The following is a 24,933-nucleotide window of genomic DNA, read 5'->3' on the forward strand; positions in this document are numbered from 1 at the left end:
TATTTCCAAATCAAGAGAGGCAATTTTACTTAATCAAGATCTTTTGTTTGATCCTGAAATGATCATTTTTAAATCGAAATGATAAAACTGCATGTGCAGATGTGCTCTGTCGGGTGGGTGGAGCGTTTTGATATCGTTATGAAGTGCTGTTTGCGCGTTGCGGATGGTGCAGGGTATGCAAGCATGGCAAAGGCTGCAATCGCTTGCAGCCTTCAGGGTAAGTGCTAGGGGCGGCGGGTTAATTCGAAACGAGGTCTTCGGGTGTGTAGTGCATTTCCGTCAGGATTTCGCCGCTATCGTTATCTAGGGCTTGCAGGGTTACGCCATATCCCCACAACTGCCCGATATAGCCCAGTGTTAATTCGGCTTCGGATTTATCAAGACGAATACCGTCATGCTGGGTATGCGCGATATAAAGCTGGCGATTGCCGCGCAAATCGACATCGACCACTTGCAGGTCCGGTTCGCGCACCGACAGGTCGTGCATGCGGGCCAGGGCGCGGCGCACATTGCGATAGCCGTTGTCATCATGGATGGCGCCGACCTGAAGATACGGGGCGGAGGCCTGGTCATTGATCATGAACATGCGCATGTCGCGCATTACCTTGGGCGAGAGGAATTGCAGAATGAAGCTTTCATCGCGGTAATGCGCCCAGGCTTCGCGGAGCGTGGCAAAGGGCTGGTTGTTTCCGGCAATGTCGGGGAACCATTTATGGTCTTCCTCGGTGGGCTCAGTGCAGATGCGGTGAATATCCTGCATCATGGCAAAACCCAGCGCATAGGGATTAAAGCCGGAATAGCGCGGATCGTCATATTCGGGTTGAAACACGACCTTGGAATGCGAATCGATAAATTCCATGATCGCGCCTTCGGAAATCAGCCCCTTGTCATACAGGCGGTTCATGATGTGGTAATGCACGTAGCAGGCACAGCCCTCATTCATGACCTTGGTTTGTTTTTGCGGGTAAAAATACTGGCCGATATTGCGCACAATGCGCAAAATCTCGCGCTCCCATGATTGCAAACCCGGCGCATTTTTTTCCAGGAAATAAAGCAGGTTTTCCTCGGGCAGGCCAAATTGTGCCCGGCGTTGTTCCTGGCGCAGGCGGCGGTTCTGGTCGTCAAGGTCTTCGGGGTCGTCATCATGCTGGGGCAGGGTGCGCCACAAATCGTTATAGGTTTCGTCTTCGTATTTGGCGCGTTCGCGTTCGCGCTGCAGTTCGACTGCCAGATTGGGTTTTTCCGGGTGGGAATACCGGTTGACCCCGTGATCCATCAGGGCATGGGCAGCATCAAGAATGCGTTCAACCGCGTCAAAACCAAACCGGTCCTCGCATTTGGCGATATAGCGTTTGGCAAATTGCAGATAATCCAGAATGCCTTCGGCGTCGGTCCATTGTTTGAACAGATAATTGTTTTTGAAAAAATGGTTATGACCAAAGGCCGCATGCGCCATCACCAGGGCCTGCATGCCAATGGTGTTTTCTTCCATCACATAGGAAATACAGGGATTGGAGTTAATGACGATTTCATAGGCGAGGCCCTGATAGCCCTTGCGATACATGGCATCGTCGCGCACGAAGCGTTTGCCAAACGACCAGTGATGGTACATCAAGGGCATGCCAATTGATGAATAGGCATCCAGCATTTGTTCGGATGTGATCACCTCGATCTGGTTGGGATAAACATCAAGGCCCATTTCATTCAGCGCAATATCTTCGATGGCGTCATAAGTGGCTTTGAGGCTGTCAAAGTCCCAGTCAGCGCCATCAAACAGCAGGCTGGATTTTGGTTTACGGGCTGTCATATCCGTGCCTCCGCCTTGTTTTTGGCAAACAGTTCGCGAAATACCGGGAAAATATCGGCGGCCTTCTTTACCCGTTTCAGGGCAAAGCGGCCATTTTGGCTATGCGCTAGCGGGGCATAGGCCTTCCAAAGCGCGGTTTCTCCCTCGGCGGAGGAGAATATCTCGGCCTCGCGCTCGTCGGTAATTTCGATATAGGCGTAATACTGGCATTTCGGCAAAAGGTCCTCGGCCAGAAGGGCGGTGCATTTCGCCCCGTCATTGGAATAGTTATCGCCATCCGATGCCTGGGCGGCATAAATGTTCCACTGATCGACCGGGTAGCGTTCGGCAAGGATTCGCTTCATTTCCTCAAGCGCGGTGGAAACAATGGTGCCGCCGGTTTCGCGTGAATAGAAAAATGTTTCCTCGTCCACCTCGGATGCACGCGATGTATGGCGAATGAACACCACTTCGACATGTTCGTAGCGACGATGCAGGAACATGTGCAGCAGCATGAAAAACCGCTTTGCCAGCTCTTTCATCTGTTCGGACATCGAGCCCGAAACATCCATCAGGCAAAACATCACGGCCTGGGTATTGGGATCGGGAATTTGCCGGAACTGGTTATAGCGGGTGTCGATCGGGTCGATAAAGGCAATCGTCTTGCTGCGACGTATTGCCTCGTCCAGTTCGTCCTGCAACAGCTTCAGCGTTGCCTCATTGGCCTGCTTTTGCGTTTGCGAAATATCGCCCGCATTTTCAGCCGTCAGGGCGGCAATTTTTTCTTCCAGTTCGCGAATCTTACTGCTTTTGGGGCGGCGCAGGCCAATGCGCCGGGCCAGCGAGTTGCGCATGGTGCGCACCAAATTCAGGTTGGCCGGGCTGCCCTCCACCGAATAGCCCGCCCGCGCGGTGCGAAAGGCGGTGGTTTGTTTCAGGCTTTTTTTCAAAAGATCGGGAAGCTCCAGATCTTCGAAAAAAATGTCGAGAAATTCATCGCGCGTCAGCACGAACTGGAATTCATCTTCGCCGTCACCATCGGGGCTTGCTTGCGCGCCACCCGCACCGCCATCGCCGCCCTGGGGCCGGGCAATCCGGTCGCCGGGGACGAATTTTTTATTGCCGGGCAGCACATAATTGCGGTCGCCGCCCCGGCCCGCATGGTGAAAGCCCGGTTCGCGCAGGGTTTTGCCGGGAATGGTGATCTGGTCGCCATTGTCAATATCGGTAATGCCGCGTGTCTTGATGGTGTCTTCGACTGCCTTTTTGATCTGCGCCTTGGCACGGCGCATGAAACGCTGGCGGTTGCCAATGCTTTTGCCTTTTGGGTTTTTGCGGCGATCGATGATGTGAAACATGGGCAGTCTATCCTTGAAACGCAGGAGCCAGGGTTCAAACCCTTAAACCCGGCACCGGGCGGCGAAAGGGGAACATCGCCACCCGGCGGGGTATAGGGGGCTGGTTAGCCCGCCTTGTTGACGCGCATGTACCATTCAACCAGGCGGCGGGTCTGGCGTTCGGTATAGCCACGGTCGATCATGCGTTTGACGAATTCGTTATGTTTCTTTTCGGTATCGCCATCCTTTTTCGATCCGAACGAAATCACCGGCAACAGATCCTCGACCTGGCTGAACATACGTTTTTCAATTACGTCGCGCAGTTTTTCATACGATGTCCAGGACGGGTTCTTGCCCTTGTTATTGGCGCGTGCGCGCAGGGCAAATTTGACAACTTCGTTGCGGAAGTCCTTCGGATTGGCAATGCCTGCCGGTTTTTCGACCTTTGAAAGCTCCTGATCGATAATTTTGCGATCCAGAAGCTGCCCGGTATCGGGATCTTTGAAGTCCTGGTCTTCAATCCAGGCATCGGCATAGGCGACATAACGGTCAAACAGGTTCTGACCATAGTCGGAATAGCTTTCAAGATAGGCCTTCTGGATTTCCGCCCCGATAAACTCGGCATAGCGCGGGGCCAGTTCGGCCTTGATGAACTCCATATATTCCTTTTCGCGTTCTTCCGGGTACTGTTCGCGGCGAATGGCCTGCTCAAGCACATACATCAAATGCACCGGGTCGGCGGCCACCTCGTGGGTATCGTGGTTGAAGGTTTCTGACAGAACCTTAAAGGCAAAGCGGGTTGAAATGCCGTCCATGCCTTCGTCCACACTGGCCGAATCGCGATATTCCTGCATCGAACGCGCTTTGGGGTCGACATCCTTGAGCGTTTCGCCGTCATAAACGCGCATTTTGGAAAACAGGTTGGAATTTTCATGTTCCTGCAGGCGCGACAGAATCGAGAATTGTGCCAGCATTTTAAGGGTGCCCGGCGCGCAGGAGCCCTGCTCCAGTTCGGAGCCTTGCAGCAATTTGTCGTAAATGCTGGTTTCTTCGGTGACGCGCAGGCAATAGGGCACCTTGATCACGCTGATCCGGTCGATAAAGGCTTCGTTGTTTTTATTGGCCTTGAAACTTTGCCACTCTGCCTCGTTGGAATGGGCCAGGATCATGCCCTGAAACGGGATGGAGCCCAGGTTCTCCGTGCCGATATAGTTGCCTTCCTGGGTTGCCGTCAGCAACGGATGCAGCATCTTGATCGGCGCCTTGAACATTTCGACAAATTCAAGCATGCCCTGGTTGGCACGGTTAAGCCCGCCAGAATAGGAATAGGCGTCGGGGTCGTTCTGGCTGTAATATTCCAGCTTGCGAATATCGACCTTGCCGACAAGCGATGAAATATCCTGGTTGTTCTCATCACCCGGCTCGGTTTTGGCAATGGCAATTTGCCGCAGGCGCGATGGCAGCAGTTTCACCACCGAAAACTTGGAAAGATCGCCTTCAAATTCATCAAGACGTTTGACCGCCCAGGGCGACATCAGGCCGGTCAGCCTGCGTTTGGGAATGCCGTATTTATCCTGGATGGCATCACCCATTTTTGCCGGGTTAAACAGGCCCAGCGGGCTTTCAAAAACCGGGCTTATATCGTTGCCAGCCTTCAGAACATAAATCGGTTCATGTTCCATCAGTTCCTTGAGCCGTTCCGCAAGCGAGCTTTTACCCCCGCCAACCGGCCCCAGCAGATAAAGAACCTGTTTGCGTTCTTCCAGCCCCTGGGCGGCATATTTAAAGAAACCAACAATGCGTTCGATGGTTTCTTCCATGCCGAAAAAGTCGCTAAAGGCCGGATACCGCTTGATCGTGCGGTTTAGAAAGACCCGGCCAAGGCGGGAATCAGTCGAGGTATCGATCAGTTCCGGTTCTCCGATGGCCTTGATCATGCGTTCGGCCGCCGACGAATAGGCCGATGGATCATCGCGACATAAATTGAGATAATCGCGTATGGTCAGTTCGGTTTCCCGTTTTCCGTCATAGCCTTCCGCATATAGCTCGAAGATATCCTGGTCTTCAGCCATGGCGCGGTCTCCTTTCCAAAATTATCGCACGTCTTTTCTCTCGTCATGGTCCGGTCTTGAGGCAACTCTCCCGGTCGAATCATTGATCTTTTGGGCACGGCACCGGGCCGCACCAGTTGTTTTAAGTTCCGACAAAGATGTGGCGTGGACATTTCTGCGGAACGTTTTTTGAAAAAAGGCGTAGCTCGGGTGTCAATGCACGGCAAATTTTCTAAAATTGGCGTCGATAAGACCCGGGAAACAGGCTGCAAAAGTGCCCGCCTGTCGAAATTTTCATCCCTGATGTCCGCGGTCGGCTTGCCGGGCGACGGAAAGAAATTTTTCCGTTAAATATTGTGCCCCTGTGCAAGGCCAGGGCGACAGGATGGAAGTATAACGCGACTACTATAGAACGTGGTTACTGCATTGCGGCTACGCAATATGTTCTTTAAAAATTTCAGTAAGTTCCAGCCGGTTTTATCCCAATATCCGTTCACAAGTTGGTGACGGGATGCCGACATGTTGATACGACATCATCAATGATCTTTCACTACCAGACAGTGTGCCTGATACGCGCAGGTCATGAAAGGAAACAATGTCAGAAAATTCTGTATATTTTATTGACAGTGAAGCCCTGAACCGGATTTTGCAGGAGAAAAGCGCACTGCTGGTTGATGTTCGTCAGCCCGACGAATTTTCCGCTGGTACGGTGCCAGGGGCCATTAACATCCCGCTTGGCGACCTCGATATGTCCGCCTTGATCGATCAGACCGACGAAATGGAGTGCGATATCGTTTTTATCTGTGCGGTGGGGCAGCGGTCCTTTGGGGCAGCCAGTGCCGCGTTGCCACATCTGGATTGCAAGGTCATGACGCTGAAGGGCGGTGTGCAGTCCTGGGCACGGGATGGTTTTGCTGTTCAGAAATAGGTTCGATAGCTTCGCCGCGTTTGGGCTGTTTTAGACCAAAAGAAAACCCCGCAACCTGTGAAGGTGTGCGGGGTTTTCTTTTGATGGTGCCGGCAGAGAGACTCGAACTCCCAACCTTCGGATTACAAATCCGCTGCTCTACCAATTAAAGCTATGCCGGCGTGAGCGGCGAGAACATAGTCCGGCTTGATCAGGATTGCAAGCCCCTGATTCATCCGGTTTTTCGCCGCCGGTCATTTTGCGATAAATCCTTTTGTTTCAAGCGATTCGCGCAAAAGGAAATCCGGTTTATCCCTGGGCGCGAAACAGCTCATAAAGGGCAACGGCCGCCGCATTGGAAACATTGAGGCTTTCAATGCGGTCCGTCATCGGCAGTTTGACCAGAAAATCGCAATTATCGCGGGTCAGACGGCGCAGGCCATCGCCTTCAGATCCCATGACGATTCCCACCTTGCCGGTCAGTTTGGCGTCGGCCAGGGTTTGTTGGGCTTCGCCATCCATGCCTGCGAGCCAGAAATTCGCCCCCTTAAGGGCTTCAAGCGCACGGGCGAGATTGCCAGCATGGATATAGGGCACAACTTCCAGTGCCCCGCTGGCAGATTTGGCAAGGACACCCGATTCTTGCGGTGCGTTGCGGTCGGGGACGATGACGGCACTGGCACCAAAAGCAGCAGCACTGCGCAGAATCGCCCCCACATTGTGCGGGTCCGTTACCTGGTCAAGAATCAGCACCGTTGCCGAATCCTGATCGCGAAATTCGGCAACCAGATCCTCGACACCGGGTTGGGGCAGGGGGGCACAGTGCATGGCCATGCCCTGATGCACGGCACCGGGGGGCAGCATTTGGTCAATATCGACACGCCCGGCATTATCGACGGGGATGTCTGTGCGACCGGCTTCCTGCAAGGCATAATTGATTTCTTCGCGGGCATTTTCAGTGGCCCAGATGCGATGAATCGTGCGTTGCGGGTTTTCAATGGCCATCATGACCGGGTGGCGACCAAAAAGAATCAGGCGCGACGAATCACGCCCGGCACCTGAATCCCGGCCGCGTCCGCGACCTCGACGGGAATTGCTGTCATTGTTTTCCGCCTCTTGCGGGGGCATGGCCCCATCCGGAGAAGCGGCGGGGCGGGAAAACGAACGGTTTTTGCTGCGGCGCGCCATTGTGGCGGAAACCTCCAACTCATAAGAACTTGAATGCACTTTGTTTCGCCCGGTTTGCCGGGTGAAATGAGCATATAGGAAAGGAAATGCGAATTCGTGCTTTTTTTGCTGTTGACAAGAAGGGCACCTGCAACGTATTCCCTCCCTCGCCGAAACGAGGCGGGCATCACAGCCAACAGCGTTTCAGCCCCGTGGAGGGGTGGCAGAGCGGTCAAATGCAGCGGACTGTAAATCCGCCGACTTAGTCTACGCAGGTTCGAATCCTGCCCCCTCCACCAATCTCTCGCCCTCGCGAGAGCTCGCAATATAAATATGCGGGTGTAGCTCAATGGTAGAGCAGAAGCCTTCCAAGCTTACGACGAGGGTTCGATTCCCTTCACCCGCTCCAGAATTTTAGTTACCCGTCGGCTAGTGCGGTGGGTTCTTACGTGTTTTTTTGGTTCGGATTAGGATCTGAGGGCAATGGCCAAGGAAAAGTTTGCGCGTACAAAGCCGCACGTCAACGTTGGCACCGTCGGCCACGTTGACCACGGTAAAACCACGCTGACCGCAGCGATCACCAAAGTTCTTGCAGAGAGCGGCGGGGCATCGTTCCAGGACTACAGCATGATCGACAAGGCACCGGAAGAGAAAGCTCGTGGTATCACGATCTCGACCGCGCACGTCGAATATGAAACCGAAAACCGCCACTATGCGCACGTCGATTGCCCGGGCCACGCTGACTATGTGAAAAACATGATCACCGGTGCAGCCCAGATGGACGGTGGTATTCTGGTTGTTTCGGCAGCTGACGGCCCCATGCCGCAGACCCGTGAACACATCCTGCTTGCACGCCAGGTTGGCGTTCCTGCACTTGTCGTGTTCATGAACAAGGTTGACCAGGTTGACGACGAAGAGCTTCTCGAACTCGTCGAAATGGAAATCCGTGAGCTTCTGTCGTCCTACGACTTCCCGGGCGACGATATTCCGATCATCAAGGGCTCGGCTCTTGCTGCTCTGGAAGGTCGCGACGATGAAATCGGCAAGAACGCGATTCTTGAGCTGATGAAAGCGGTTGACGATTACATCCCGGCGCCGGACCGTCCGAAAGACAAGCCGTTCCTGATGCCGATCGAAGACGTGTTCTCGATCTCGGGTCGTGGTACGGTTGTGACCGGTCGTGTTGAAACCGGTATCGTCAAGGTTGGTGAAGAAGTCGAAATCGTCGGCATCAAAGCCACCGTTAAAACCACCGTTACCGGCGTTGAAATGTTCCGCAAGCTGCTCGACCAGGGCGAAGCTGGCGACAACATTGGCGCGCTGCTGCGTGGTACCAAGCGTGAAGATGTCGAACGTGGCCAGGTTCTGGCACATGTCGGCTCGATCAACCCGCACACCAAGTTCCAGGCAGAAGCCTACATCCTGACGAAGGATGAAGGTGGCCGTCACACGCCGTTCTTCTCGAACTACCGTCCGCAGTTCTACTTCCGTACCACGGACGTTACCGGTTCGATCGAACTGCCGGAAGGCACCGAAATGGTGATGCCGGGCGACAACGTTCAGATGACCGCCACGCTGATCGCACCGATCGCGATGGACGAAGGTCTGCGTTTCGCAATCCGTGAAGGCGGTCGTACCGTCGGCGCGGGCGTCGTTGCCAAGATCATCGAATAATATTTTCCTTGATCTTTGTGTCGCGGGCGGCTACATAAGCCGCCCGCGATACTTTTTGCGGCAATCGTCAACTCCAGTTGAGGGGCCGGTGTCCTTTTGAGGGCTCCGGTACATAATTACATGGATAGTCAGAACATTCGCATTCGCCTGAAGGCGTTTGACCATCGCGTGCTGGACCAGTCCACGCGCGAGATCGTCAATACGGCGAAGCGCACTGGCGCAGAGGTCCGCGGCCCGATTCCGCTGCCGACCCGCATTGAGAAATACACTGTTCTGCGGTCACCGCACATTGACAAAAAGTCACGTGAACAGTTCGAAATCCGTACGCACAAGCGTCTTCTCGACATTGTCGACCCGACTCCGCAAACCGTTGATGCTCTGATGAAGCTCGACCTTGCGGCCGGTGTTGACGTCGAGATCAAGCTTTAATCGGGAGTAAGCCGCAATGCGTAGTGGACTTATTACCCAGAAAGTCGGCATGACCCGAATCTTCACTGATGAGGGTGTGCATATTCCTGTGACCGTTCTGAAGGTTGATAATCTTCAGGTCGTCGCAAACCGTACCAATGATGTCGACGGTTACGTCGCCGTACAGCTGGGTTACGGCAAGGCAAAAGTGAAAAACGTATCGAAGCCGATGCGCGGTCACTTCGCCAAAGCAAAAGTTGAACCGAAAGCCAAGCTTGTCGAGTTCCGTGTTAGCGAAGACGGTCTGATCGAAGTTGGTGCTGAACTTTCAGCTGCCCACTTTGTTGAAGGTCAGTATGTCGACGTTATCGGTACCTCTATCGGTAAGGGCTTTGCCGGTGCGATGAAGCGTCACAACTTCGGTGGTCTGCGTGCGTCGCACGGTGTGTCTGTTTCGCACCGTTCGCATGGTTCCACTGGTCAGTGCCAGGATCCGGGTCGTGTCTTCAAAGGCAAGAAAATGGCCGGTCATATGGGTGCTGCCCGCGTTACCGTTCAGAGCCTGAAGGTCGTTTCGACCGATGCAGACAAAGGTCTGGTTCTGGTTCACGGTGCTGTTCCGGGTCACCAGGGCGCCTATGTCCTTGTCAAGGATGCCGTGAAGCGTGCTGCACCGGAAGGTCTGCCGTTCCCGGCCGCGCTTAAGGGTGCTGCCCCGGTTGCTGAAGCTGCCGCCGAGGATAAGGAATAAGCATCATGAAGCTCGACATATTGAAACTGGACGCTTCCAGCGCCGGCAACATTGATCTTGCAGAAGAGATCTTCGGTCTGGAAGTTCGTCGTGACATTCTTCACCGTATGGTGACCTGGCAGTTGGCAAAACGCCGTGCCGGTACCCATAAGGTTAAAGAAAAAAGCGAAATCTCTGCGACCACGAAAAAGTTCGTTCGCCAGAAGGGCAGTGGCGGTGCACGTCACGGTTCCCGCAAGGCCGTTCAGTTCCGTGGTGGTGGTGTAGCGCATGGTCCGCGCGTTCGTGACCATTCGCATGATCTGACCAAGAAATTCCGCAAACTTGCGCTGAAGACCGCTCTGTCGGCCAAAGCGAAAGACGGCAAGCTTGTCGTTCTCGATAGCGCGGATTTCTCGGAATCGAAAACCAAGGCTCTGGCTGTTGCTTTTGACAAGCTCGGCTGGAAATCGGCACTCATCATCGACGGTGCTTCGGTCAACGAGGGTTTTGCCCGCGCAGCGCGCAACATCCCGCAGATCGACGTTCTGCCGCAGGTTGGTGCCAACGTCTATGACATCCTGCGCCGTGACACCCTGGTGCTGACCAAGGGTGCGGTCGAAGCGTTGGAGGCACGTCTCAAATGACGATCATCAGCAAAGAGCGGATGTACGAAGTCATCCGCGCCCCGCATATTACTGAAAAGTCGACGCTGATTTCTGAACACAACGCCGTTGCGTTCAAAGTCGCAATCGACGCCACCAAGCCAGAGATCAAGGCTGCTGTGGAAGGTCTGTTCGGGGTGAAGGTCAAGGCGGTTAACACCTCAGTGGTGAAAGGCAAGACCAAGCGTTTTCGTGGTACTGCCGGCCGTCGGAGTGATTTCAAGAAAGCGATGGTTACCCTCGAAGAGGGTCAATCCATCGATGTGACGACGGGAATCTAAGACAATGGCTTTGAAGAAGTTTAAACCAACATCTCCTGGTCGCCGTCAGCTGGTTCTTGTCGATCGCTCCGATCTCCACAAGGGCAAGCCGATCAAGGCGCTGACCGAAGGTCTGCGCAAGAAAGGCGGCCGTAACAACGCTGGTCGTATCACCGCACGTCGTATCGGTGGTGGTCACAAGCGTCGTTACCGTATTATCGACTTCAAACGTAACAAGTTTGATGTTGTCGGTACGGTCGAACGTCTGGAATACGATCCGAACCGTACGGCGTTTATCGCCCTGGTTCGTTATTCCGACGACGAACTGGCCTACATCCTCGCACCGCAGCGTCTCGCAGTCGGCGACAAAATTGTTGCTTCCGACCGCGTAGACATCAAGCCGGGTAACGCCGCACCGCTGAAGAATATTCCGGTCGGTACCATTGTCCATAACGTCGAACTGAAAGCCGGTAAAGGTGGTCAGGTCGCACGGTCGGCAGGCGCCTATGTGCAGCTCGTCGGTAAGGACCAGGGTTACGCCCAGCTGAAGCTGTCCTCTGGTGAAGTGCGTTTGGTTCGTGGTGAATGCATGGCAACGATTGGTGCCGTGTCCAACCAGGACCAGCAAAATACGAATCTTGGTAAGGCTGGCCGTAATCGCTGGCTTGGTAAGCGTCCGTCGGTTCGTGGTGTTGCCATGAACCCGATCGATCACCCGCATGGTGGTGGTGAAGGCCGTACTTCGGGTGGTCGTCACCCGGTTACGCCTTGGGGCAAGCCGACCAAGGGTAAACGCACCCGCTCGAACAAAAAGACTGACGCGCTCATCATGCGCCGTCGTCACAAGAGCTAACGGAGGAGGCTAGACAATGGCGCGTTCCGTTTGGAAGGGCCCGTTTGTAGACGGATACCTTCTTAAGAAAGCCGATACAGTCCGTGCCTCTGGCCGGAATGAGGTAATTAAGACCTGGTCACGGCGGTCGACGATTCTGCCGCAGTTTGTGGGCCTCACTTTTGGGGTTTACAATGGCCAGAAGTTTCTTCCGGTACTCGTGACCGAAGACATGATTGGTCACAAGTTCGGTGAATTCTCGCCGACCCGGACCTATTATGGTCATGCGGCCGACAAAAAGGCGAAGAGGAAGTAACGATGGGTAAGAAAGCTGACATCCGTCGGCTGGCGGATAACGAGGCTGCGGCTTCGCTCCGGGCAGTACGCATTTCCCCGCGTAAGCTCAACCTCGTCGCCGAGTCGATTCGTGGCAAGAAGGCCGAAACTGCTTTGGCAGAACTGACCTTCTCCAACAAGCGTATTTCGAATGACGTCAAGAAGTTGTTGGAGTCGGCGATTGCTAACGCCGAAAACAACCATCAGCTTGACGTTGACCGTCTGTACGTCAAGGAAGCGACTGTTGGTAAGGCATTTGTGATGAAACGCTGGCGTGCCCGTGCGCGTGGCCGCGTTGGCAAGATCATTAAGCCGTTCTCCAACATCCGCATCGTTGTTTGCGAACGTGAGGGGGCCGAATAATGGGTCAGAAAGTTAATCCGATCGGCCTGCGCGTTGGCATCAACCGTACCTGGGATTCCCGCTGGTACGCCAACAAGGCTGATTTTGCCGGTCTTCTTCACGAAGACCTGGCAATCCGCAAATTCATCATGGAGCGCCTGAAACAAGCAGGTGTTGCCAAGGTGGTTATCGAACGTCCTGCGAAGAAAGCCCGTATTTCGATCCACAGCGCCCGTCCGGGTGTTGTGATCGGCAAGAAGGGCCAGGACATCGAGAAGCTCAAGAATGACCTGCAGAAGCTGGCAAATGCCGAAGTGCAGGTTAACATCATCGAAATCCGCAAGCCGGAAATCGATGCCAAGCTGGTCGCTGACAATATTGCCCAGCAGCTTGAGCGCCGCGTTTCCTTCCGTCGCGCGATGAAGCGGTCGGTTCAGAATGCCATGCGCCTTGGCGCGGGTGGGGTTCGGATCAACGCTGCAGGGCGCCTCGGTGGGGCTGAAATTGCTCGTACCGAATGGTATCGTGAAGGTCGGGTTCCGCTGCACACTCTGCGTGCGGATATCGATTACGGCACTGCAGAAGCACACACCACCTATGGTGTTTGCGGTCTGAAGGTCTGGATCTTCAAAGGCGAAATCATGGCTCATGATCCGTTGGCTTCCGAGCGTCGTGCGCTCGAGTCGGCTGGTTCGGGCCGTAAGTAAGGAGATAGAAAGATGCTTTCTCCGAAACGCACAAAGTTCCGTAAAGCCCACAAGGGACGCCTTAAAGGTGAAGCAAAAGGCGGTACGGATCTTAATTTCGGCGCTTATGGCTTGAAAGCGTTGGAACCGGAGCGTATAACGGCGCGTCAGATCGAAGCGGCACGCCGCGCGATCACCCGTCACATCCGCCGTCAAGGTCGGGTGTGGATCCGCGTTTTTCCGGATCTACCGGTTTCGCAAAAGCCTGCTGAGGTTCGTCAGGGTAAAGGTAAGGGTTCTGTCGAATATTGGGCAGCCCGCGTCAAACCCGGCCGGATTATGTTTGAACTTGACGGTGTTCCGCTGGATCTTGCGCGTCGGGCTTTCGAGCTCGCTTCGGCTAAGCTGCCGATCAAGACCAAGTTTGTCACGCGTCTTGGTGAAGGGGAGTAATTGGTGATGAAAGTTGCTGATCTCCGCGCTAAAAGCGCCGATGAGCTTAAGGAAATGCTGCTCGACCTGCGTAAGGAGTCGTTTAACATGCGGTTCCAGCAGGCGACCGGGCAGTTCGAAAATACTGCGCGGGTCCGTCAGGTCCGTCGTGATATTGCCCGCATCAAAACCCTTCTCGGAAACGAGAAGGGTGCGAGCGCGGCCTAACAGGACACGCATAGGAGTTAAGACACATGCCGAGGCGTGTATTGCAGGGGACAGTCGTTTCGACCAAAAACGACAAGACTGTGGTGGTCCGTGTGGAACGCCAGGTCATGCACCCGCTGTATAAAAAGTACGTGCGCAAGTCGAAGAAATTCCACGCGCATGATGAAGAGAACCGCTTCAAGACGGGTGACGTCGTTCGTATTCGCGAATGCCGGCCGATCTCGAAACTGAAGTCTTGGGAAGTAGTGGTCGAGGAGTGAGTCCTCAGCCCAATTATAGTCAAGGGGTAAACCCATGATCCAGATGCAGTCCAATCTGGACGTCGCCGACAACAGCGGCGCTCGCCGTGTCCAGTGCATCAAGGTGCTGGGCGGCTCGAAGCGTAAAACCGCCAATGTTGGTGATGTTATCGTGGTTTCCGTCAAGGAAGCCATCCCGCGCGGTCGTGTTAAGAAGGGTGCAGTTCACAAGGCTGTTATCGTTCGGACCGCAAAGGAAATTCGCCGCTCTGACGGGTCTGCGATCCGTTTCGACCGTAACGCTGCCGTGTTGATCAACAACAATGGCGAGCCGATCGGTACACGTATTTTCGGCCCGGTAACCCGTGAACTTCGTTCTAAAGGTTACATGAAGATCATTTCGCTCGCTCCGGAGGTGCTGTAATGGCTGCCAAAATTAAAAAGGGTGATCGCGTTATTGTTCTGACGGGCAAAGACAAGGGTAAAACCGGCGATGTTATCGCCGCTTTCCCTGCCGAAAATAAGGTTCTGGTTCAGGGCGTAAACATGGTGAAACGTCACCAGCGTGCGTCTGGCGCCGAAACCGGTGGCATCGTCGAGAAGGAAGCGAAAATCAACGTTTCCAACGTCGCGATTGTTGATCCTAAGGAAAACAAGCCGACCCGCGTCGGTTTCAAGACCCTCGATGATGGTCGCAAGGTTCGCGTTGCGAAGCTCAGCGGCGAAGTCATCGACAACTGAGGGACGGAAAAATGACGCGCCTGCGCGAACATTATAACTCAGTGGTGCGTGATGCACTCCAGAAAGAATTCTCTTACGAGAATGTTATGGAGATTCCGCGCCTCGAAAAAATCGTGATCAATATGGGTGTCGGTGACGCCACCCAGGATCGCAAAAAGCTGGAAGGTGCAGCTGCGGACCTCGCAGCCATCACCGGTCAGAAGCCTGTTTTCACCAAGGCGAAAAAGTCCGTTGCGGCTTTCAAGCTGCGTGAAGGCATGAACATCGGTTGTAAAGTGACCCTGCGTCGCGACCGCATGTTTGAATTTTTGGATCGTCTGGTGACGATCGCGCTGCCGCGCGTTCGTGACTTCCGCGGTCTGAACAAGAAATCCTTCGACGGTCGTGGCAACTTTGCCATGGGCCTCAAGGAGCAGTTTGTTTTTCCTGAAGTCGAATATGACAAAGTCGATTCGGTCCGCGGGATGGACATTATCATTTGTACCACGGCTAAGTCCGACAACGAAGCTCTGGCCCTTCTCAAGGGTTTTGATCTTCCGTTCGGAAACTAACGGAGGTTGGCCAATGGCCAAGAAAAGTGCTGTTCAGCGCGAACTTAAACGTGAGCGTCTGGCAAAGCAGTATGCCAAAAAGCGTGCTGCCCTGAAATCGATCATCGCCGATCGCGAGACTTCTTTTGAAGATCGTGTTGTAGCTGTGATGAAACTTGCCCAGCTGCCGCGCAATTCGGCACGGAACCGTCAGCGTATTCGCTGCGCGGTTTCCGGTCGCCCGCGTGGGGTCTATCGTAAATTCCGCCTGTCCCGTATCGCCCTGCGTGAACTTGCTTCGCGTGGTCAGATTCCGGGCATGGTGAAGTCCAGCTGGTAAGGAGGACATCACATGTCTATGACTGATCCCGTAGGCGATATGCTCACGCGTATCCGTAACGGTCAGCGCGTTGGCAAGTCCAGCGTTGTCTCGCCGGCTTCCAAGCTGCGTCTTGGCGTTCTGGACGTGCTCCAGCGCGAAGGTTTTATTCGTGGCTATTCTGTCAGTGAAATTCGCAAGGGCGTCAGCGAGATTGCCATTGAACTCAAATATTTTGAGGGCACTGGCGTAATCAAGCAGATCGACCGCGTCTCGACCCCGGGCCGTCGTGTATATTCGAAGATCAAAGATCTTCCGAAGGTATATAACGGACTCGGTATCGCAGTTCTTTCTACTCCGAAGGGTGTTCTTTCGGATCAGGAAGCTCGCGAGCAAAATGTCGGCGGCGAAATCCTCTGCAAGGTATTCTAAGGAGAGGGCCAACGATGTCGCGAGTAGGAAAAAATCCGGTGGCCGTGCCTAACGGCGTGTCCATCAACCTGACCGAAGCAGCAATCAGTGCAAAGGGCAAGCTCGGTGAGCTTAGCCTGAACCTGACCTCGGACGTAACCGTTACCCAGGAAGATAACCAGATCTGGGTAAAACCGAACAATGACAGCAAGCGCGCTCGCGCGCTTTGGGGAACCACCCGTGCCAACATCGCCAATCTGGTGGCTGGTGTTTCGGAAGGTTTCACCAAGAAGCTCGAAATCACCGGTGTTGGTTACCGTGCCCAGGTCCAGGGAAATAAACTGGTTCTGCAGCTTGGTTTTTCACATGACGTAGAAATGGACATTCCGTCCGGTCTTTCCGTCGTTGCTGAAAAGCCGACCCTTATCGCCATTTCTGGCGCAGATAAACAGCTCGTTGGTCAGTTTGCGGCAAATGCCCGCGGCTGGCGCGGTCCGGAGCCTTACAAAGGCAAGGGTGTCCGTTACGAAGGCGAGTATATCTTGCGCAAAGAAGGCAAGAAGAAGTAAGGACTGGCACGATGAACAACGCGAGAAAACTTTTCGAACGTCGCAAACGCCGCGTTCGTTTTGCGATCCGCCAGAAAGCGGCCGGTCGCCCGCGCCTCAGCGTGCACCGTTCCAACGCACATATCTATGCTCAGATCATCGACGATCTCGCTGGCAAAACCATTGCCTCGGCTTCGTCGGCAGAGAATGGTGCGAAGGGCGGTAACGCCGAAGCTGCTGCGCTTGTCGGTAAAGCCATTGCCGAACGTGCTGTTGCCGCTGGTGTAAAAACGGTCGTTTTCGATCGTGGCGGGTATTTGTTCCATGGCCGGGTGAAAGCTCTGGCCGATGCCGCCCGTGAGGGCGGTCTGGACTTCTAAGGAGCACGACCATGGCACGTAATCAAAATCAGCCGCAGCAGGCGCCGAAAAACCGTGAAGAGACCGAACTCGTCGACAAGCTGGTTGGTATCAACCGCGTCGCGAAAGTGGTCAAAGGCGGTCGTCGCTTTGCTTTCTCCGCAATGGTTGTTGTTGGTGATCAGCGCGGTCGCGTCGGTTACGGCACGGGTAAAGCCCGTGAAGTTCCCGAAGCAATCCGCAAGGCCACCGAAGCAGCCAAGCGCAACATGATCCGCGTTCCGTTGCGCGAAGGTCGTACCCTGCATCATGACATCAATGGTCATTTCGGTGCAGGTCGCGTTCTCCTTCGTTCGGCTCCGGCCGGTACCGGTATTATTGCCGGTGGTGCAATGCGCGCAGTGTTTGAAACGATGGGTGTTCAGGACGTGGTTGCCAAGTGCACCGGGTCCAACAACCCGCACAACGTCATCCGTGCAACCCTCGACGCTCTGGTCAATGGCGCTTCCCCGCGTCAGGTAGCGGCCAAGCGCGGTCTGAAGGTTGGCGATATCGTTGCCCGTCGCGACAGCGGTTCTGCAGCAGCTAACGCTGCTTCTGCCGCCCTCGAAAAGGAGTAATTCGATATGGCTGCTAGCAAAAAAGCGACCGTTCGTGTTACCCAGACCGGGTCGCCGATTGGACGTCCGGCAGACCAGCGTGCAACGCTGGTCGGTCTTGGTCTCAACAAGATGCACCGGACTCGTGAGCTGGAAGATACTCCGGCTGTTCGCGGAATGATCGCCAAGGTCAAGCACCTCGTCCGTGTGGACGAGGCCTGATTGGCCCAGATCGAAAAGGTGTTGATTGATGAAACTCAACGAACTTGCTGATAACCCGGGTGCCCGCAAAGCGCGTACCCGTGTTGGTCGCGGCATTGGTTCGGGCAAAGGCAAAACTTCTGGCGCAGGTCAGAAGGGTCAGAAGTCCCGTTCCGGCGTAGCGATTTACGGTTTTGAAGGCGGGCAGATGCCGATTTATCGCCGCCTTCCTAAGCGTGGCTTTAAAAACCCGTTCCGCAAGGAATATGGCGTTGTGAACCTGGGTACCCTTCAGACTGCCGTTGATAACGGTGTTCTTGAAGAAGGTGCAAATGTCACCATCGCTCTCCTGGTGGAAAAAGGCCTGGCCCGTCCTCAGAAAGACGGTCTGCGTCTGCTCGCTAAGGGCGAACTCAAGGCGAAACTCGCCATCGAAATCACCGGTGCTTCCAAGTCGGCTATTGAAGCCGTCGAGAAAGCCGGTGGCTCGGTAACGGTTCTGGCTCCGGCTGCGGCCGAAGCAGAAACCGCAGAGTAAGCCTCTGTAACGACGTGAGGGTCCGGTTCCATCTTGCATGGGCCCGGACCCTCCGGTTTTAGTGTATTGGGAGATGAGTGCATGGCATCGGCCGCCGAGCAGCTTGCCGCGAACCTGAACTGGTCGTCTTTTTCCAAGGCGACTGAGCTTAAAAAGCGTATCTGGTTCACTTTGGGGGCGCTTATTGTTTATCGTCTGGGAACCTATATTCCCGTTCCTGGCGTGGATCCGTCCATTCTTGCGGATATTTTCCGGCAGAATGCGGGTGGTGTCCTTGGCATGTTCGACATGTTCGCAGGTGGCGCATTAAGCCGCATGACGATCTTTGCTCTGAACATCATGCCCTACATCTCGGCTTCAATTATTATTCAGTTGATGACCACCGTTTCGCCCACTCTTGAGCAGTATAAAAAAGAGGGCGAGCAGGGTCGTAAAAAGATTAATCAATATACCCGCTATCTGACGGTTGTGATTGCAACGGTTCAGGCCTGGGGCATTGCCGTTGGCCTTGAAAGCATGTCAGGCTCGATGGGAGCTGCGGTTCATGAACCGGGTATGTTCTTCCGTCTGATCGCTGTCGTGACGCTGGTTGGCGGTACCATGTTTCTGATGTGGCTGGGCGAGCAAGTCACCCAGCGCGGTATCGGTAACGGTATTTCCCTGATCATCTTCACCGGTATTGTTGCCAACCTGCCGCGTGCCATTGCCGGCACGCTGGAACTGGGCCGTACCGGCGCGCTTTCCGCCCTGGTGATCGTTGCCATCATTGTCATGGCGGTTGCAGTGATTGCCTTTATCGTCTTCATGGAACGCGCACAGCGCCGGGTGCTTATTCAGTATCCGAAACGCCAGGTCGGCATGAAGGTGATGGAAGGGCAGAGCTCTCATCTGCCGCTCAAGATCAACACTGCCGGTGTGATCCCGCCGATCTTTGCCAGCTCTTTGTTGCTGATGCCGCTGTCTGTCGCGCAGTTTACGGCAGGGACGGATGCCCCTGCATGGCTGACGAGTGTGACGGCTGTTCTGGGGCGTGGTCAGCCGCTTTACATCGCGCTGTATATCGCCCTGATCGTGTTTTTCTCGTTCTTCTATACGGCTGTTGTCTTTAACCCGGATGACACTGCGGACAATCTGAAGAAGCATGGCGGCTTTATTCCCGGCATTCGGCCCGGCAAGAATACCGCTGCGCATCTTGACTTTATTCTGACCCGCCTGACGGTTTTGGGTGCCGCGTATCTGGCTTTTGTGTGTATTCTGCCAGAATTGTTGATCGCGGAATGGTCGGTGCCATTCTACTTTGGTGGGACTAGCCTGCTGATCGTTGTCACGGTAACGATGGATACTGTTGCACAGATTCAGTCACACATGCTGGCCCATCAGTATGAAGGCCTGATCAAGAAATCGAAACTGCGCGGACGCCGCCGTTAAGACAGGTGCCGCGCGACTATCAGGGGGTAACGATGAACATTATCCTTCTTGGCCCGCCCGGTGCCGGCAAAGGGACCCAGGCCAAGCGGCTTGAAACGGGTCGCGGGATGATACAGCTTTCTACCGGCGACATGCTGCGTGCCGCAGTTGCCGCCGGGACCGAACTTGGAAAGCAGGCCCAGAAAGTCATGGATGCGGGAAATCTCGTCTCTGACGATCTGATGATTGGTCTGATTTCCGAACGTCTCGACCAGGATGATACCAAGGGTGGTTTTATCCTGGACGGTTTTCCACGCACCACGGCCCAGGCACAAGCCCTGGACGAGATGCTGGAACAAAAAGGCCTTGTTCTGGATTACGTGATTGAATTGCGTGTTGATGATGCCGCCCTTGTGCGCCGTATTGTTGGCCGTTATACCTGTGCCAGATGCGGACAGGGATATCACGACGAATTCCAGAAGCCCAAGGTTGAAGGTGTTTGTGACGCATGTGGCAGCACCGAATTTAAGCGTCGCGCAGACGACAACGCCGAAACGGTTACGTCGCGACTGGAGGCCTATCACAGGCAGACAGCACCTATCATTCCTTACTATGAGAAGGAAGGTAAGCTGAAAACAGTTGACGGCATGGCTGAAATCGACGAAGTTACGCGCGAGATTGAAGCCATCCTGGGGTAATTTCCCGGGCTGGTCGTGTTTTGCTTTGCGGGTTAGCTCTTGCTGGCCCGCTTTGCATCTGCGATTGGTCCCAAAGGATCTGCCGTAGGGTTTGTTAACAGGAAACAGGAGTCTCACACAGTGGCTCGTATTGCTGGCGTAAATATCCCGACCGCGAAGCGCGTCGAGATTGCGCTTACCTACATCACCGGTATTGGTCCGGCGAAAGCTAAAGAAATTTGCTCGAAAGTTGGTATCGAAGCGCAGACTCGCGTTCACCAGCTGAGTGACGATCAGGTTCTTCGTGTTCGCGAAGTCATCGACGCCGATTACGTCGTTGAAGGTGACCTGCGTCGTGAAACCGCAATGAACATCAAACGTCTGATGGATCTGGGCTGCTACCGTGGCCTGCGTCATCGTCGTGGTCTCCCGGTGCGCGGTCAGCGTACCCACACCAATGCCCGCACCCGTAAGGGCCCGGCTAAGCCGATTGCTGGCAAGAAGAAGTAAGGTAGGGGAACGACAATGGCAAAAGCACCTCAGACTCGTGTGCGTCGCCGCGAGCGTAAGAATATTACGAACGGCATTGCGCATGTGAATGCAACGTTCAACAACACCATGATCACCATCACCGACGTTCAGGGCAATACCATTGCCTGGTCGACCGCTGGTGGCATGGGTTTCCGTGGTTCGCGTAAATCCACGCCTTATGCAGCACAGATTGCTGCAGAAGATGCGGGGAAGAAAGCTGCTGAACACGGCATGAAAACGCTTGAAGTCGAAGTCAAGGGCCCGGGTTCAGGGCGCGAATCGGCTTTGCGCGCCTTGCAGGCAGTCGGTTTCACCGTTACGTCGATCAAAGACGTAACGCCGATTCCGCACAATGGTTGCCGTCCGCGCAAGCGTCGTCGCGTCTAATCGCGCCGATCTGCGGACGACCCGCGTATAGGCCCGGGAGACCGGGCCTGTTCGCGTTTCTCGTTGGGGTGTATCTCACCCCACATTACCCTAGGCTCCAGTTGCGAAGGTGGGTCTCGTGATTCAGAAGAACTGGCAGGAACTGATTAAGCCGACGAAGCTTGATGTTACCCCGGGTACAGACGCCAGCCGCGTCGGTACGATCGTGGCTGAACCGCTGGAGCGCGGTTTTGGTCAGACCCTGGGCAACGCGCTGCGTCGCATTCTGCTGTCGTCACTCCAGGGTTCGGCAGTGACTGCAATCCAGATCGATGGCGTTTTACACGAATTCTCGTCGATTCCCGGGGTCCGGGAAGATGTTACCGACATCATCCTGAACATCAAGACCCTGGGTGTGCGTATGCACGCCGAAGGTCCGAAGAAAATGACCCTGAAGGCGACTGGCCCCGGTGCCGTCACCGCAGGTCAGATCGAAACCGGTGCGGATATCGAAATCCTCAATCCGGGTCTTGAGCTGTGCCACCTTGATGATGGCGCGACGCTCAATATCGAATTCACCGTTGAAAACGGCAAGGGCTATGTTGCTGCGACTGCGCACCGCTCTGCCGATGCGCCGATTGGCCTTATTCCGATCGATGCGATTTTCAGCCCGATCCGCAAGGTCGCTTACAAGGTTGAAAATACCCGTGTTGGCCAGGATACCGATTTTGACAAACTGTCGATTACCGTTGAAACCAACGGTTCGGTAACGCCGGAAGACTCGGTTGCCCTTGCTGCGCGCATTCTGCAGGACCAGTTGTCGCTGTTCGTGAACTTCGAAGAACCTGAAGCGGTTGTCGAAGAGAAGAAAGAAGACGAACTGCCGTTCAACAAAAACCTGCTGCGTAAGGTTGATGAACTTGAACTGTCTGTTCGTTCGGCAAACTGCCTGAAGAACGACAACATCATTTATATCGGTGATCTGGTTCAGAAGTCCGAGGCAGAAATGCTTCGTACGCCGAACTTCGGCCGTAAATCGCTCAACGAAATCAAGGATGTTCTGGCTCAGATGGGTCTGCATCTCGGGATGGAAGTTGGCGGTTGGCCGCCCGAAAATATCGAAGATCTGGCACGCAAGTTCGAAGACCCGTTCTAAGACGGGGCTTCGGCCTGCGGGTCGATATGGAACGCGTTCTGCGGTCCAGCACAGGGTGAATAACCCTACCGGGCAGAGTTGCCCACACCGTACGTGCATGACCTGTTTTCAGGGTGGCGTTACGGTTTCACAATCGGTTTCGCGCGCGAAGCCAAGCCAGAAGGAGAGTACCCATGCGTCACGGTATGCAAGGCCGTAAACTCAATCGGACGAAGTCCCATCGTAAGGCAATGTTTGCCAACATGGCTGTTTCGTTGATCACTCACGAACAGATCAAGACGACTCTTCCGAAGGCCAAAGATCTTCGCCCGTATGTCGAAAAACTGATTACGCTGGGCAAGCGGGGCGACCTGCATGCACGCCGTCAGGCTCTTTCGACCCTGCGTGACGAAGCGGCTGTTGCCAAGCTGTTCGGCGCTGTTGCTGAACGCTACAAGGAACGCAATGGTGGTTACACCCGCGTTCTTAAAGCTGGCTTCCGTTACGGCGATGCTGCTCCGGTTGCACTGATCGAACTCGTCGATCGTGACCCGGAAGCAAAAGGTGCGGCTGACCGCGCCCGCCTCGAAGCAGAGGGCGAAGCTGAAGGTTCGGACGAATAAGTCCAACGCCTTGGCCAAAGAAACGAGCGGGTGGTGCCTTGGCACCGCCCGTTTTTTTATGGCTTCTGCCGGGATAGCGGGGCAGAGGGCCGTGCGCCGTGCTTTGTGCGATGCGCTCGCAGGCACAGGCTTGTTCTGTTCTTCTTTACCACCCGGTTGGTGAATAACAGACAGGACAATGGTTGCAGGGGCGGGCATTTGGTCCTAAATCTGAAGGGTCCCAGGGGTTTTCATCATCCGTTCCCGCCTTTCCGGTTCTGTCGTTCGCACCCTACCTGTTTTGCATGTGTGACGTCTCGGCCAACAAACATGCTGTCTTGCAGTGCATTTAACCGGTAAAATCGGCATCGCGGGGTGAAACCCACCCATCTCAAGCATGGAAGAGAGAAACGTGCAGGCAAAAAAGATCGGAATGTTCTTACTGGCACTGTCAATGGGGATGACGGTGCTGGTTGGGGGGCTTCATCATCAGGCATCTGCATCAGAGCGCCGATTACCCACCAGCGATGCCGAAATAAAGATGTCGTTTTCACCCTTGGTCAAGCAAACAGCACCATCGGTGGTTAATATCTATACCAAAAAGGTTGTGACGTCGCGTCCGGCCAACCCTTTCATGAATGATCCGTTTTTCAACCAGTTCTTTGGCAACCGGTTTGGCGGTGCCTTTGGTGCGCCGCGCCAGCGGGTGGAACGGTCGCTGGGCTCCGGGGTGATTGTTTCGTCCGACGGCACAATTGTTACCAATCGGCATGTCATTGATGGTGCCAGCGAAATTCGTGTGGTGCTGCATGACCGGCGCGAGTTTGATGCCAAGTTGGTCGGCGCGGATGAACGCACTGACCTTGCGGTTCTGAAGTTGCAGGATGTTCACGATGCTTTGCCAACCCTGAAACTGGGCAATTCTGATGATGTTGAGGTTGGGGATCTGGTGCTGGCCATCGGAAACCCGTTTGGCGTGGGCCAAACCGTGACCAGCGGCATTGTTTCCGCCCTGGCGCGTGCCGGTGTGACCGGGCAGGATTATCAGTCTTTCATTCAAACCGATGCGGCCATTAACCCGGGAAATTCCGGTGGCGCCCTGATTGACATGAATGGCGATCTGATTGGCGTAAATTCTGCGATTTTTACCAAATCGGGCGGGTCGAACGGTATTGGTTTTGCCATTCCGGTTAATATGGTCAAGGTGGTGATGCGCGGGCTGATCAGTGGTGATTTGCGTCGCCCGTGGCTTGGTGCGTCGGGGCAAACCGTTACCGCCGATTTGGCGCGTTCGCTGGAGCTTGAGCGCCCGGGCGGCGTGTTGATCAATGCGATTCATCCAAACAGTCCGGCCCGCCGCGCCGGGTTGAAGGCGGGCGATGTTGTGGTTGCGGTCAACGGGCTGGAGGTTGACGACCCCAATAGCCTGCGCTTCCGTGTTGCCACGCTGGAACCAAAGGGTCAGGCGGTGCTGACGATTATCCGGGCTGGCCGCAAGCAGGATGTTTCGGTTCCGCTTGAAGTCGCCCCGGAAGTTCCGGCGCGTGATGAAACCACGATCAAGACCCGCAGCCCCTTTGCCGGAGCCAAGGTCGCCAATGTTAACCCGGCACTGGCCGACGAACTGGGCATTGACACGTTGACAACCGGGGTGATCGTTCTGGATGTTGCGTCCAATAGCTTGGCGCGCCAGGCCAATTTGAAGCCGGGTGATCTGATCACCGAGGTCAATAAAACCCGCATTGGCAGTGTGGCCGATTTGAACGCTGTCTTGCGCAAGGGGGAAAAGGGCCGGAACTGGTCCGTTGCGGTAAAACGGGATGGTAAAATCCTGACCGCGGATTATACCCTCTGATGAAACAATGCGGGTATTCCGGCATTGTTATGTG

General features: G+C 54.8%; 35 protein-coding genes and 3 tRNA genes. 33 read left to right on the forward strand and 5 right to left on the reverse strand.

Annotated elements, in window-relative coordinates; all coding sequences use genetic code 11:
* Window positions 1-238 precede the first annotated feature (238 nt).
* The 3 genes from LF95_RS04385 to LF95_RS04395 all read right to left on the reverse strand — a co-directional run bounded on the left by LF95_RS04385 (window position 239) and on the right by LF95_RS04395 (window position 5,195).
* Window positions 239-1,807 carry a SpoVR family protein gene (locus tag LF95_RS04385; protein WP_073953845.1) on the reverse strand — a complete coding sequence of 523 codons (1,569 nt, stop codon included), beginning with the start codon at window positions 1,805-1,807 and terminating at the stop codon, window positions 239-241.
* Window positions 1,804-3,144, reverse strand: coding sequence for a YeaH/YhbH family protein (locus LF95_RS04390; RefSeq protein WP_073953846.1), 1,341 nt, complete (start codon window positions 3,142-3,144; stop codon window positions 1,804-1,806). The genes LF95_RS04385 and LF95_RS04390 overlap by 4 nt, the downstream gene beginning before the upstream one ends.
* 104 nt (window positions 3,145-3,248) lie before the next feature.
* The gene (locus tag LF95_RS04395; RefSeq protein ID WP_073953847.1) at window positions 3,249-5,195 is read right to left on the reverse strand and encodes a PrkA family serine protein kinase; all 1,947 of its coding nucleotides are present in this window, start codon (window positions 5,193-5,195) and stop codon (window positions 3,249-3,251) included.
* 144 nt (window positions 5,196-5,339) lie between these two features.
* Here LF95_RS04395 and LF95_RS22745 point away from each other — a divergent pair, with 144 nt between their 5' ends.
* Together LF95_RS22745 and LF95_RS04400 are read left to right on the forward strand one after the other, a co-directional pair.
* Complete coding sequence (locus tag LF95_RS22745) at window positions 5,340-5,525, forward strand: hypothetical protein (RefSeq protein ID WP_143181939.1); 186 nt, start codon at window positions 5,340-5,342, stop codon at window positions 5,523-5,525.
* Between the two features lie 244 nt (window positions 5,526-5,769).
* Entirely contained in the window at window positions 5,770-6,102 is a 333-nt protein-coding gene (locus tag LF95_RS04400) for a rhodanese-like domain-containing protein (RefSeq protein ID WP_073953848.1), read from the forward strand.
* An 84-nt stretch (window positions 6,103-6,186) separates the two neighbouring features.
* Here LF95_RS04400 and LF95_RS04405 read toward each other — a convergent pair.
* Window positions 6,187-6,263 (reverse strand) — tRNA-Thr (locus LF95_RS04405).
* A 127-nt stretch (window positions 6,264-6,390) separates the two neighbouring features.
* Window positions 6,391-7,209 carry a 23S rRNA (guanosine(2251)-2'-O)-methyltransferase RlmB gene (gene rlmB / locus LF95_RS04410; protein WP_252509655.1) on the reverse strand — a complete coding sequence of 273 codons (819 nt, stop codon included), beginning with the start codon at window positions 7,207-7,209 and terminating at the stop codon, window positions 6,391-6,393.
* A gap of 253 nt (window positions 7,210-7,462) precedes the next feature.
* Between rlmB and LF95_RS04415 the strand changes: the two genes are divergently transcribed.
* From LF95_RS04415 to LF95_RS04565, 31 genes are all read left to right on the forward strand, one after another.
* A tRNA-Tyr gene (locus LF95_RS04415) sits at window positions 7,463-7,547 on the forward strand.
* A 36-nt stretch (window positions 7,548-7,583) separates the two neighbouring features.
* Window positions 7,584-7,657 (forward strand) — tRNA-Gly (locus tag LF95_RS04420).
* A 74-nt stretch (window positions 7,658-7,731) separates the two neighbouring features.
* Window positions 7,732-8,922: an elongation factor Tu gene (tuf, locus tag LF95_RS04425; RefSeq protein ID WP_073953849.1), complete on the forward strand. Its 1,191-nt coding sequence runs from the start codon at window positions 7,732-7,734 to the stop codon at window positions 8,920-8,922.
* A 120-nt stretch (window positions 8,923-9,042) separates the two neighbouring features.
* On the forward strand, window positions 9,043-9,351 hold the full coding sequence (rpsJ, locus tag LF95_RS04430) for a 30S ribosomal protein S10 (protein ID WP_007091508.1): 309 nt from the start codon (window positions 9,043-9,045) through the stop codon (window positions 9,349-9,351).
* Between the two features lie 16 nt (window positions 9,352-9,367).
* On the forward strand, window positions 9,368-10,081 hold the full coding sequence (rplC, locus tag LF95_RS04435; protein ID WP_073953850.1) for a 50S ribosomal protein L3: 714 nt from the start codon (window positions 9,368-9,370) through the stop codon (window positions 10,079-10,081).
* A 5-nt stretch (window positions 10,082-10,086) separates the two neighbouring features.
* On the forward strand, window positions 10,087-10,707 hold the full coding sequence (rplD, locus tag LF95_RS04440; protein ID WP_073953851.1) for a 50S ribosomal protein L4: 621 nt from the start codon (window positions 10,087-10,089) through the stop codon (window positions 10,705-10,707).
* Complete coding sequence (locus LF95_RS04445; protein WP_073953852.1) at window positions 10,704-11,006, forward strand: 50S ribosomal protein L23; 303 nt, start codon at window positions 10,704-10,706, stop codon at window positions 11,004-11,006. The genes rplD and LF95_RS04445 overlap by 4 nt, the downstream gene beginning before the upstream one ends.
* Window positions 11,007-11,010: 4 nt before the next feature.
* A complete protein-coding gene (gene rplB, locus LF95_RS04450) occupies window positions 11,011-11,838 on the forward strand; it encodes a 50S ribosomal protein L2 (RefSeq protein ID WP_073953853.1) in 828 nt (275 codons plus the stop codon).
* Between the two features lie 16 nt (window positions 11,839-11,854).
* Window positions 11,855-12,133, forward strand: a complete 279-nt coding sequence (gene rpsS, locus LF95_RS04455; protein WP_008892178.1) for a 30S ribosomal protein S19 — start codon at window positions 11,855-11,857, stop codon at window positions 12,131-12,133.
* Between the two features lie 2 nt (window positions 12,134-12,135).
* Window positions 12,136-12,516, forward strand: coding sequence for a 50S ribosomal protein L22 (rplV, locus tag LF95_RS04460; protein WP_073953854.1), 381 nt, complete (start codon window positions 12,136-12,138; stop codon window positions 12,514-12,516).
* Complete coding sequence (gene rpsC / locus LF95_RS04465) at window positions 12,516-13,202, forward strand: 30S ribosomal protein S3 (RefSeq protein WP_073953855.1); 687 nt, start codon at window positions 12,516-12,518, stop codon at window positions 13,200-13,202. The genes rplV and rpsC overlap by 1 nt, the downstream gene beginning before the upstream one ends.
* A 12-nt stretch (window positions 13,203-13,214) precedes the next feature.
* The gene (rplP, locus tag LF95_RS04470; protein WP_073953856.1) at window positions 13,215-13,634 is read left to right on the forward strand and encodes a 50S ribosomal protein L16; all 420 of its coding nucleotides are present in this window, start codon (window positions 13,215-13,217) and stop codon (window positions 13,632-13,634) included.
* Between the two features lie 6 nt (window positions 13,635-13,640).
* Window positions 13,641-13,841 carry a 50S ribosomal protein L29 gene (gene rpmC / locus LF95_RS04475; RefSeq protein WP_073953857.1) on the forward strand — a complete coding sequence of 67 codons (201 nt, stop codon included), beginning with the start codon at window positions 13,641-13,643 and terminating at the stop codon, window positions 13,839-13,841.
* 26 nt (window positions 13,842-13,867) lie between these two features.
* The gene (gene rpsQ / locus LF95_RS04480) at window positions 13,868-14,101 is read left to right on the forward strand and encodes a 30S ribosomal protein S17 (RefSeq protein WP_007091498.1); all 234 of its coding nucleotides are present in this window, start codon (window positions 13,868-13,870) and stop codon (window positions 14,099-14,101) included.
* 34 nt (window positions 14,102-14,135) lie between these two features.
* Window positions 14,136-14,504 carry a 50S ribosomal protein L14 gene (gene rplN / locus LF95_RS04485; protein WP_073953858.1) on the forward strand — a complete coding sequence of 123 codons (369 nt, stop codon included), beginning with the start codon at window positions 14,136-14,138 and terminating at the stop codon, window positions 14,502-14,504.
* Window positions 14,504-14,821, forward strand: a complete 318-nt coding sequence (gene rplX, locus LF95_RS04490; RefSeq protein WP_073953859.1) for a 50S ribosomal protein L24 — start codon at window positions 14,504-14,506, stop codon at window positions 14,819-14,821. The genes rplN and rplX overlap by 1 nt, the downstream gene beginning before the upstream one ends.
* 11 nt (window positions 14,822-14,832) lie before the next feature.
* Window positions 14,833-15,372, forward strand: a complete 540-nt coding sequence (gene rplE, locus LF95_RS04495) for a 50S ribosomal protein L5 (RefSeq protein ID WP_073953860.1) — start codon at window positions 14,833-14,835, stop codon at window positions 15,370-15,372.
* Between the two features lie 13 nt (window positions 15,373-15,385).
* Window positions 15,386-15,691 (forward strand): 30S ribosomal protein S14, encoded by a 306-nt coding sequence (rpsN, locus tag LF95_RS04500; RefSeq protein WP_073953861.1) that lies wholly within the window; start codon window positions 15,386-15,388, stop codon window positions 15,689-15,691.
* A gap of 12 nt (window positions 15,692-15,703) precedes the next feature.
* Complete coding sequence (gene rpsH / locus LF95_RS04505) at window positions 15,704-16,102, forward strand: 30S ribosomal protein S8 (protein ID WP_073953862.1); 399 nt, start codon at window positions 15,704-15,706, stop codon at window positions 16,100-16,102.
* A 14-nt stretch (window positions 16,103-16,116) separates the two neighbouring features.
* The gene (gene rplF, locus LF95_RS04510) at window positions 16,117-16,650 is read left to right on the forward strand and encodes a 50S ribosomal protein L6 (protein ID WP_073953863.1); all 534 of its coding nucleotides are present in this window, start codon (window positions 16,117-16,119) and stop codon (window positions 16,648-16,650) included.
* An 11-nt stretch (window positions 16,651-16,661) separates the two neighbouring features.
* Window positions 16,662-17,009 (forward strand): 50S ribosomal protein L18, encoded by a 348-nt coding sequence (gene rplR, locus LF95_RS04515; RefSeq protein WP_073953864.1) that lies wholly within the window; start codon window positions 16,662-16,664, stop codon window positions 17,007-17,009.
* A gap of 11 nt (window positions 17,010-17,020) precedes the next feature.
* Entirely contained in the window at window positions 17,021-17,608 is a 588-nt protein-coding gene (gene rpsE, locus LF95_RS04520; protein WP_073953865.1) for a 30S ribosomal protein S5, read from the forward strand.
* A 6-nt stretch (window positions 17,609-17,614) separates the two neighbouring features.
* A complete protein-coding gene (rpmD, locus tag LF95_RS04525) occupies window positions 17,615-17,809 on the forward strand; it encodes a 50S ribosomal protein L30 (protein WP_073953866.1) in 195 nt (64 codons plus the stop codon).
* A 28-nt stretch (window positions 17,810-17,837) separates the two neighbouring features.
* Window positions 17,838-18,326 (forward strand): 50S ribosomal protein L15, encoded by a 489-nt coding sequence (gene rplO / locus LF95_RS04530; RefSeq protein ID WP_073953867.1) that lies wholly within the window; start codon window positions 17,838-17,840, stop codon window positions 18,324-18,326.
* Between the two features lie 81 nt (window positions 18,327-18,407).
* Window positions 18,408-19,754, forward strand: a complete 1,347-nt coding sequence (gene secY / locus LF95_RS04535) for a preprotein translocase subunit SecY (protein WP_073953868.1) — start codon at window positions 18,408-18,410, stop codon at window positions 19,752-19,754.
* 32 nt (window positions 19,755-19,786) lie between these two features.
* Window positions 19,787-20,431, forward strand: a complete 645-nt coding sequence (locus tag LF95_RS04540; protein ID WP_073953869.1) for an adenylate kinase — start codon at window positions 19,787-19,789, stop codon at window positions 20,429-20,431.
* A gap of 120 nt (window positions 20,432-20,551) precedes the next feature.
* The gene (rpsM, locus tag LF95_RS04545) at window positions 20,552-20,920 is read left to right on the forward strand and encodes a 30S ribosomal protein S13 (RefSeq protein WP_073953870.1); all 369 of its coding nucleotides are present in this window, start codon (window positions 20,552-20,554) and stop codon (window positions 20,918-20,920) included.
* Window positions 20,921-20,935: 15 nt separating this feature from the next.
* On the forward strand, window positions 20,936-21,328 hold the full coding sequence (gene rpsK / locus LF95_RS04550) for a 30S ribosomal protein S11 (protein ID WP_073953871.1): 393 nt from the start codon (window positions 20,936-20,938) through the stop codon (window positions 21,326-21,328).
* Between the two features lie 118 nt (window positions 21,329-21,446).
* Window positions 21,447-22,463, forward strand: coding sequence for a DNA-directed RNA polymerase subunit alpha (locus LF95_RS04555; RefSeq protein ID WP_073953872.1), 1,017 nt, complete (start codon window positions 21,447-21,449; stop codon window positions 22,461-22,463).
* Window positions 22,464-22,636: 173 nt separating this feature from the next.
* Window positions 22,637-23,065, forward strand: a complete 429-nt coding sequence (rplQ, locus tag LF95_RS04560) for a 50S ribosomal protein L17 (protein ID WP_073953873.1) — start codon at window positions 22,637-22,639, stop codon at window positions 23,063-23,065.
* Between the two features lie 391 nt (window positions 23,066-23,456).
* Window positions 23,457-24,899 carry a DegQ family serine endoprotease gene (locus LF95_RS04565; protein ID WP_252509656.1) on the forward strand — a complete coding sequence of 481 codons (1,443 nt, stop codon included), beginning with the start codon at window positions 23,457-23,459 and terminating at the stop codon, window positions 24,897-24,899.
* Window positions 24,900-24,933 lie beyond the last annotated feature (34 nt).

This window comes from Thalassospira sp. TSL5-1, from assembly GCF_001907695.1.
In the GTDB taxonomy this organism is placed as follows: Bacteria; Pseudomonadota; Alphaproteobacteria; order Rhodospirillales; family Thalassospiraceae; genus Thalassospira.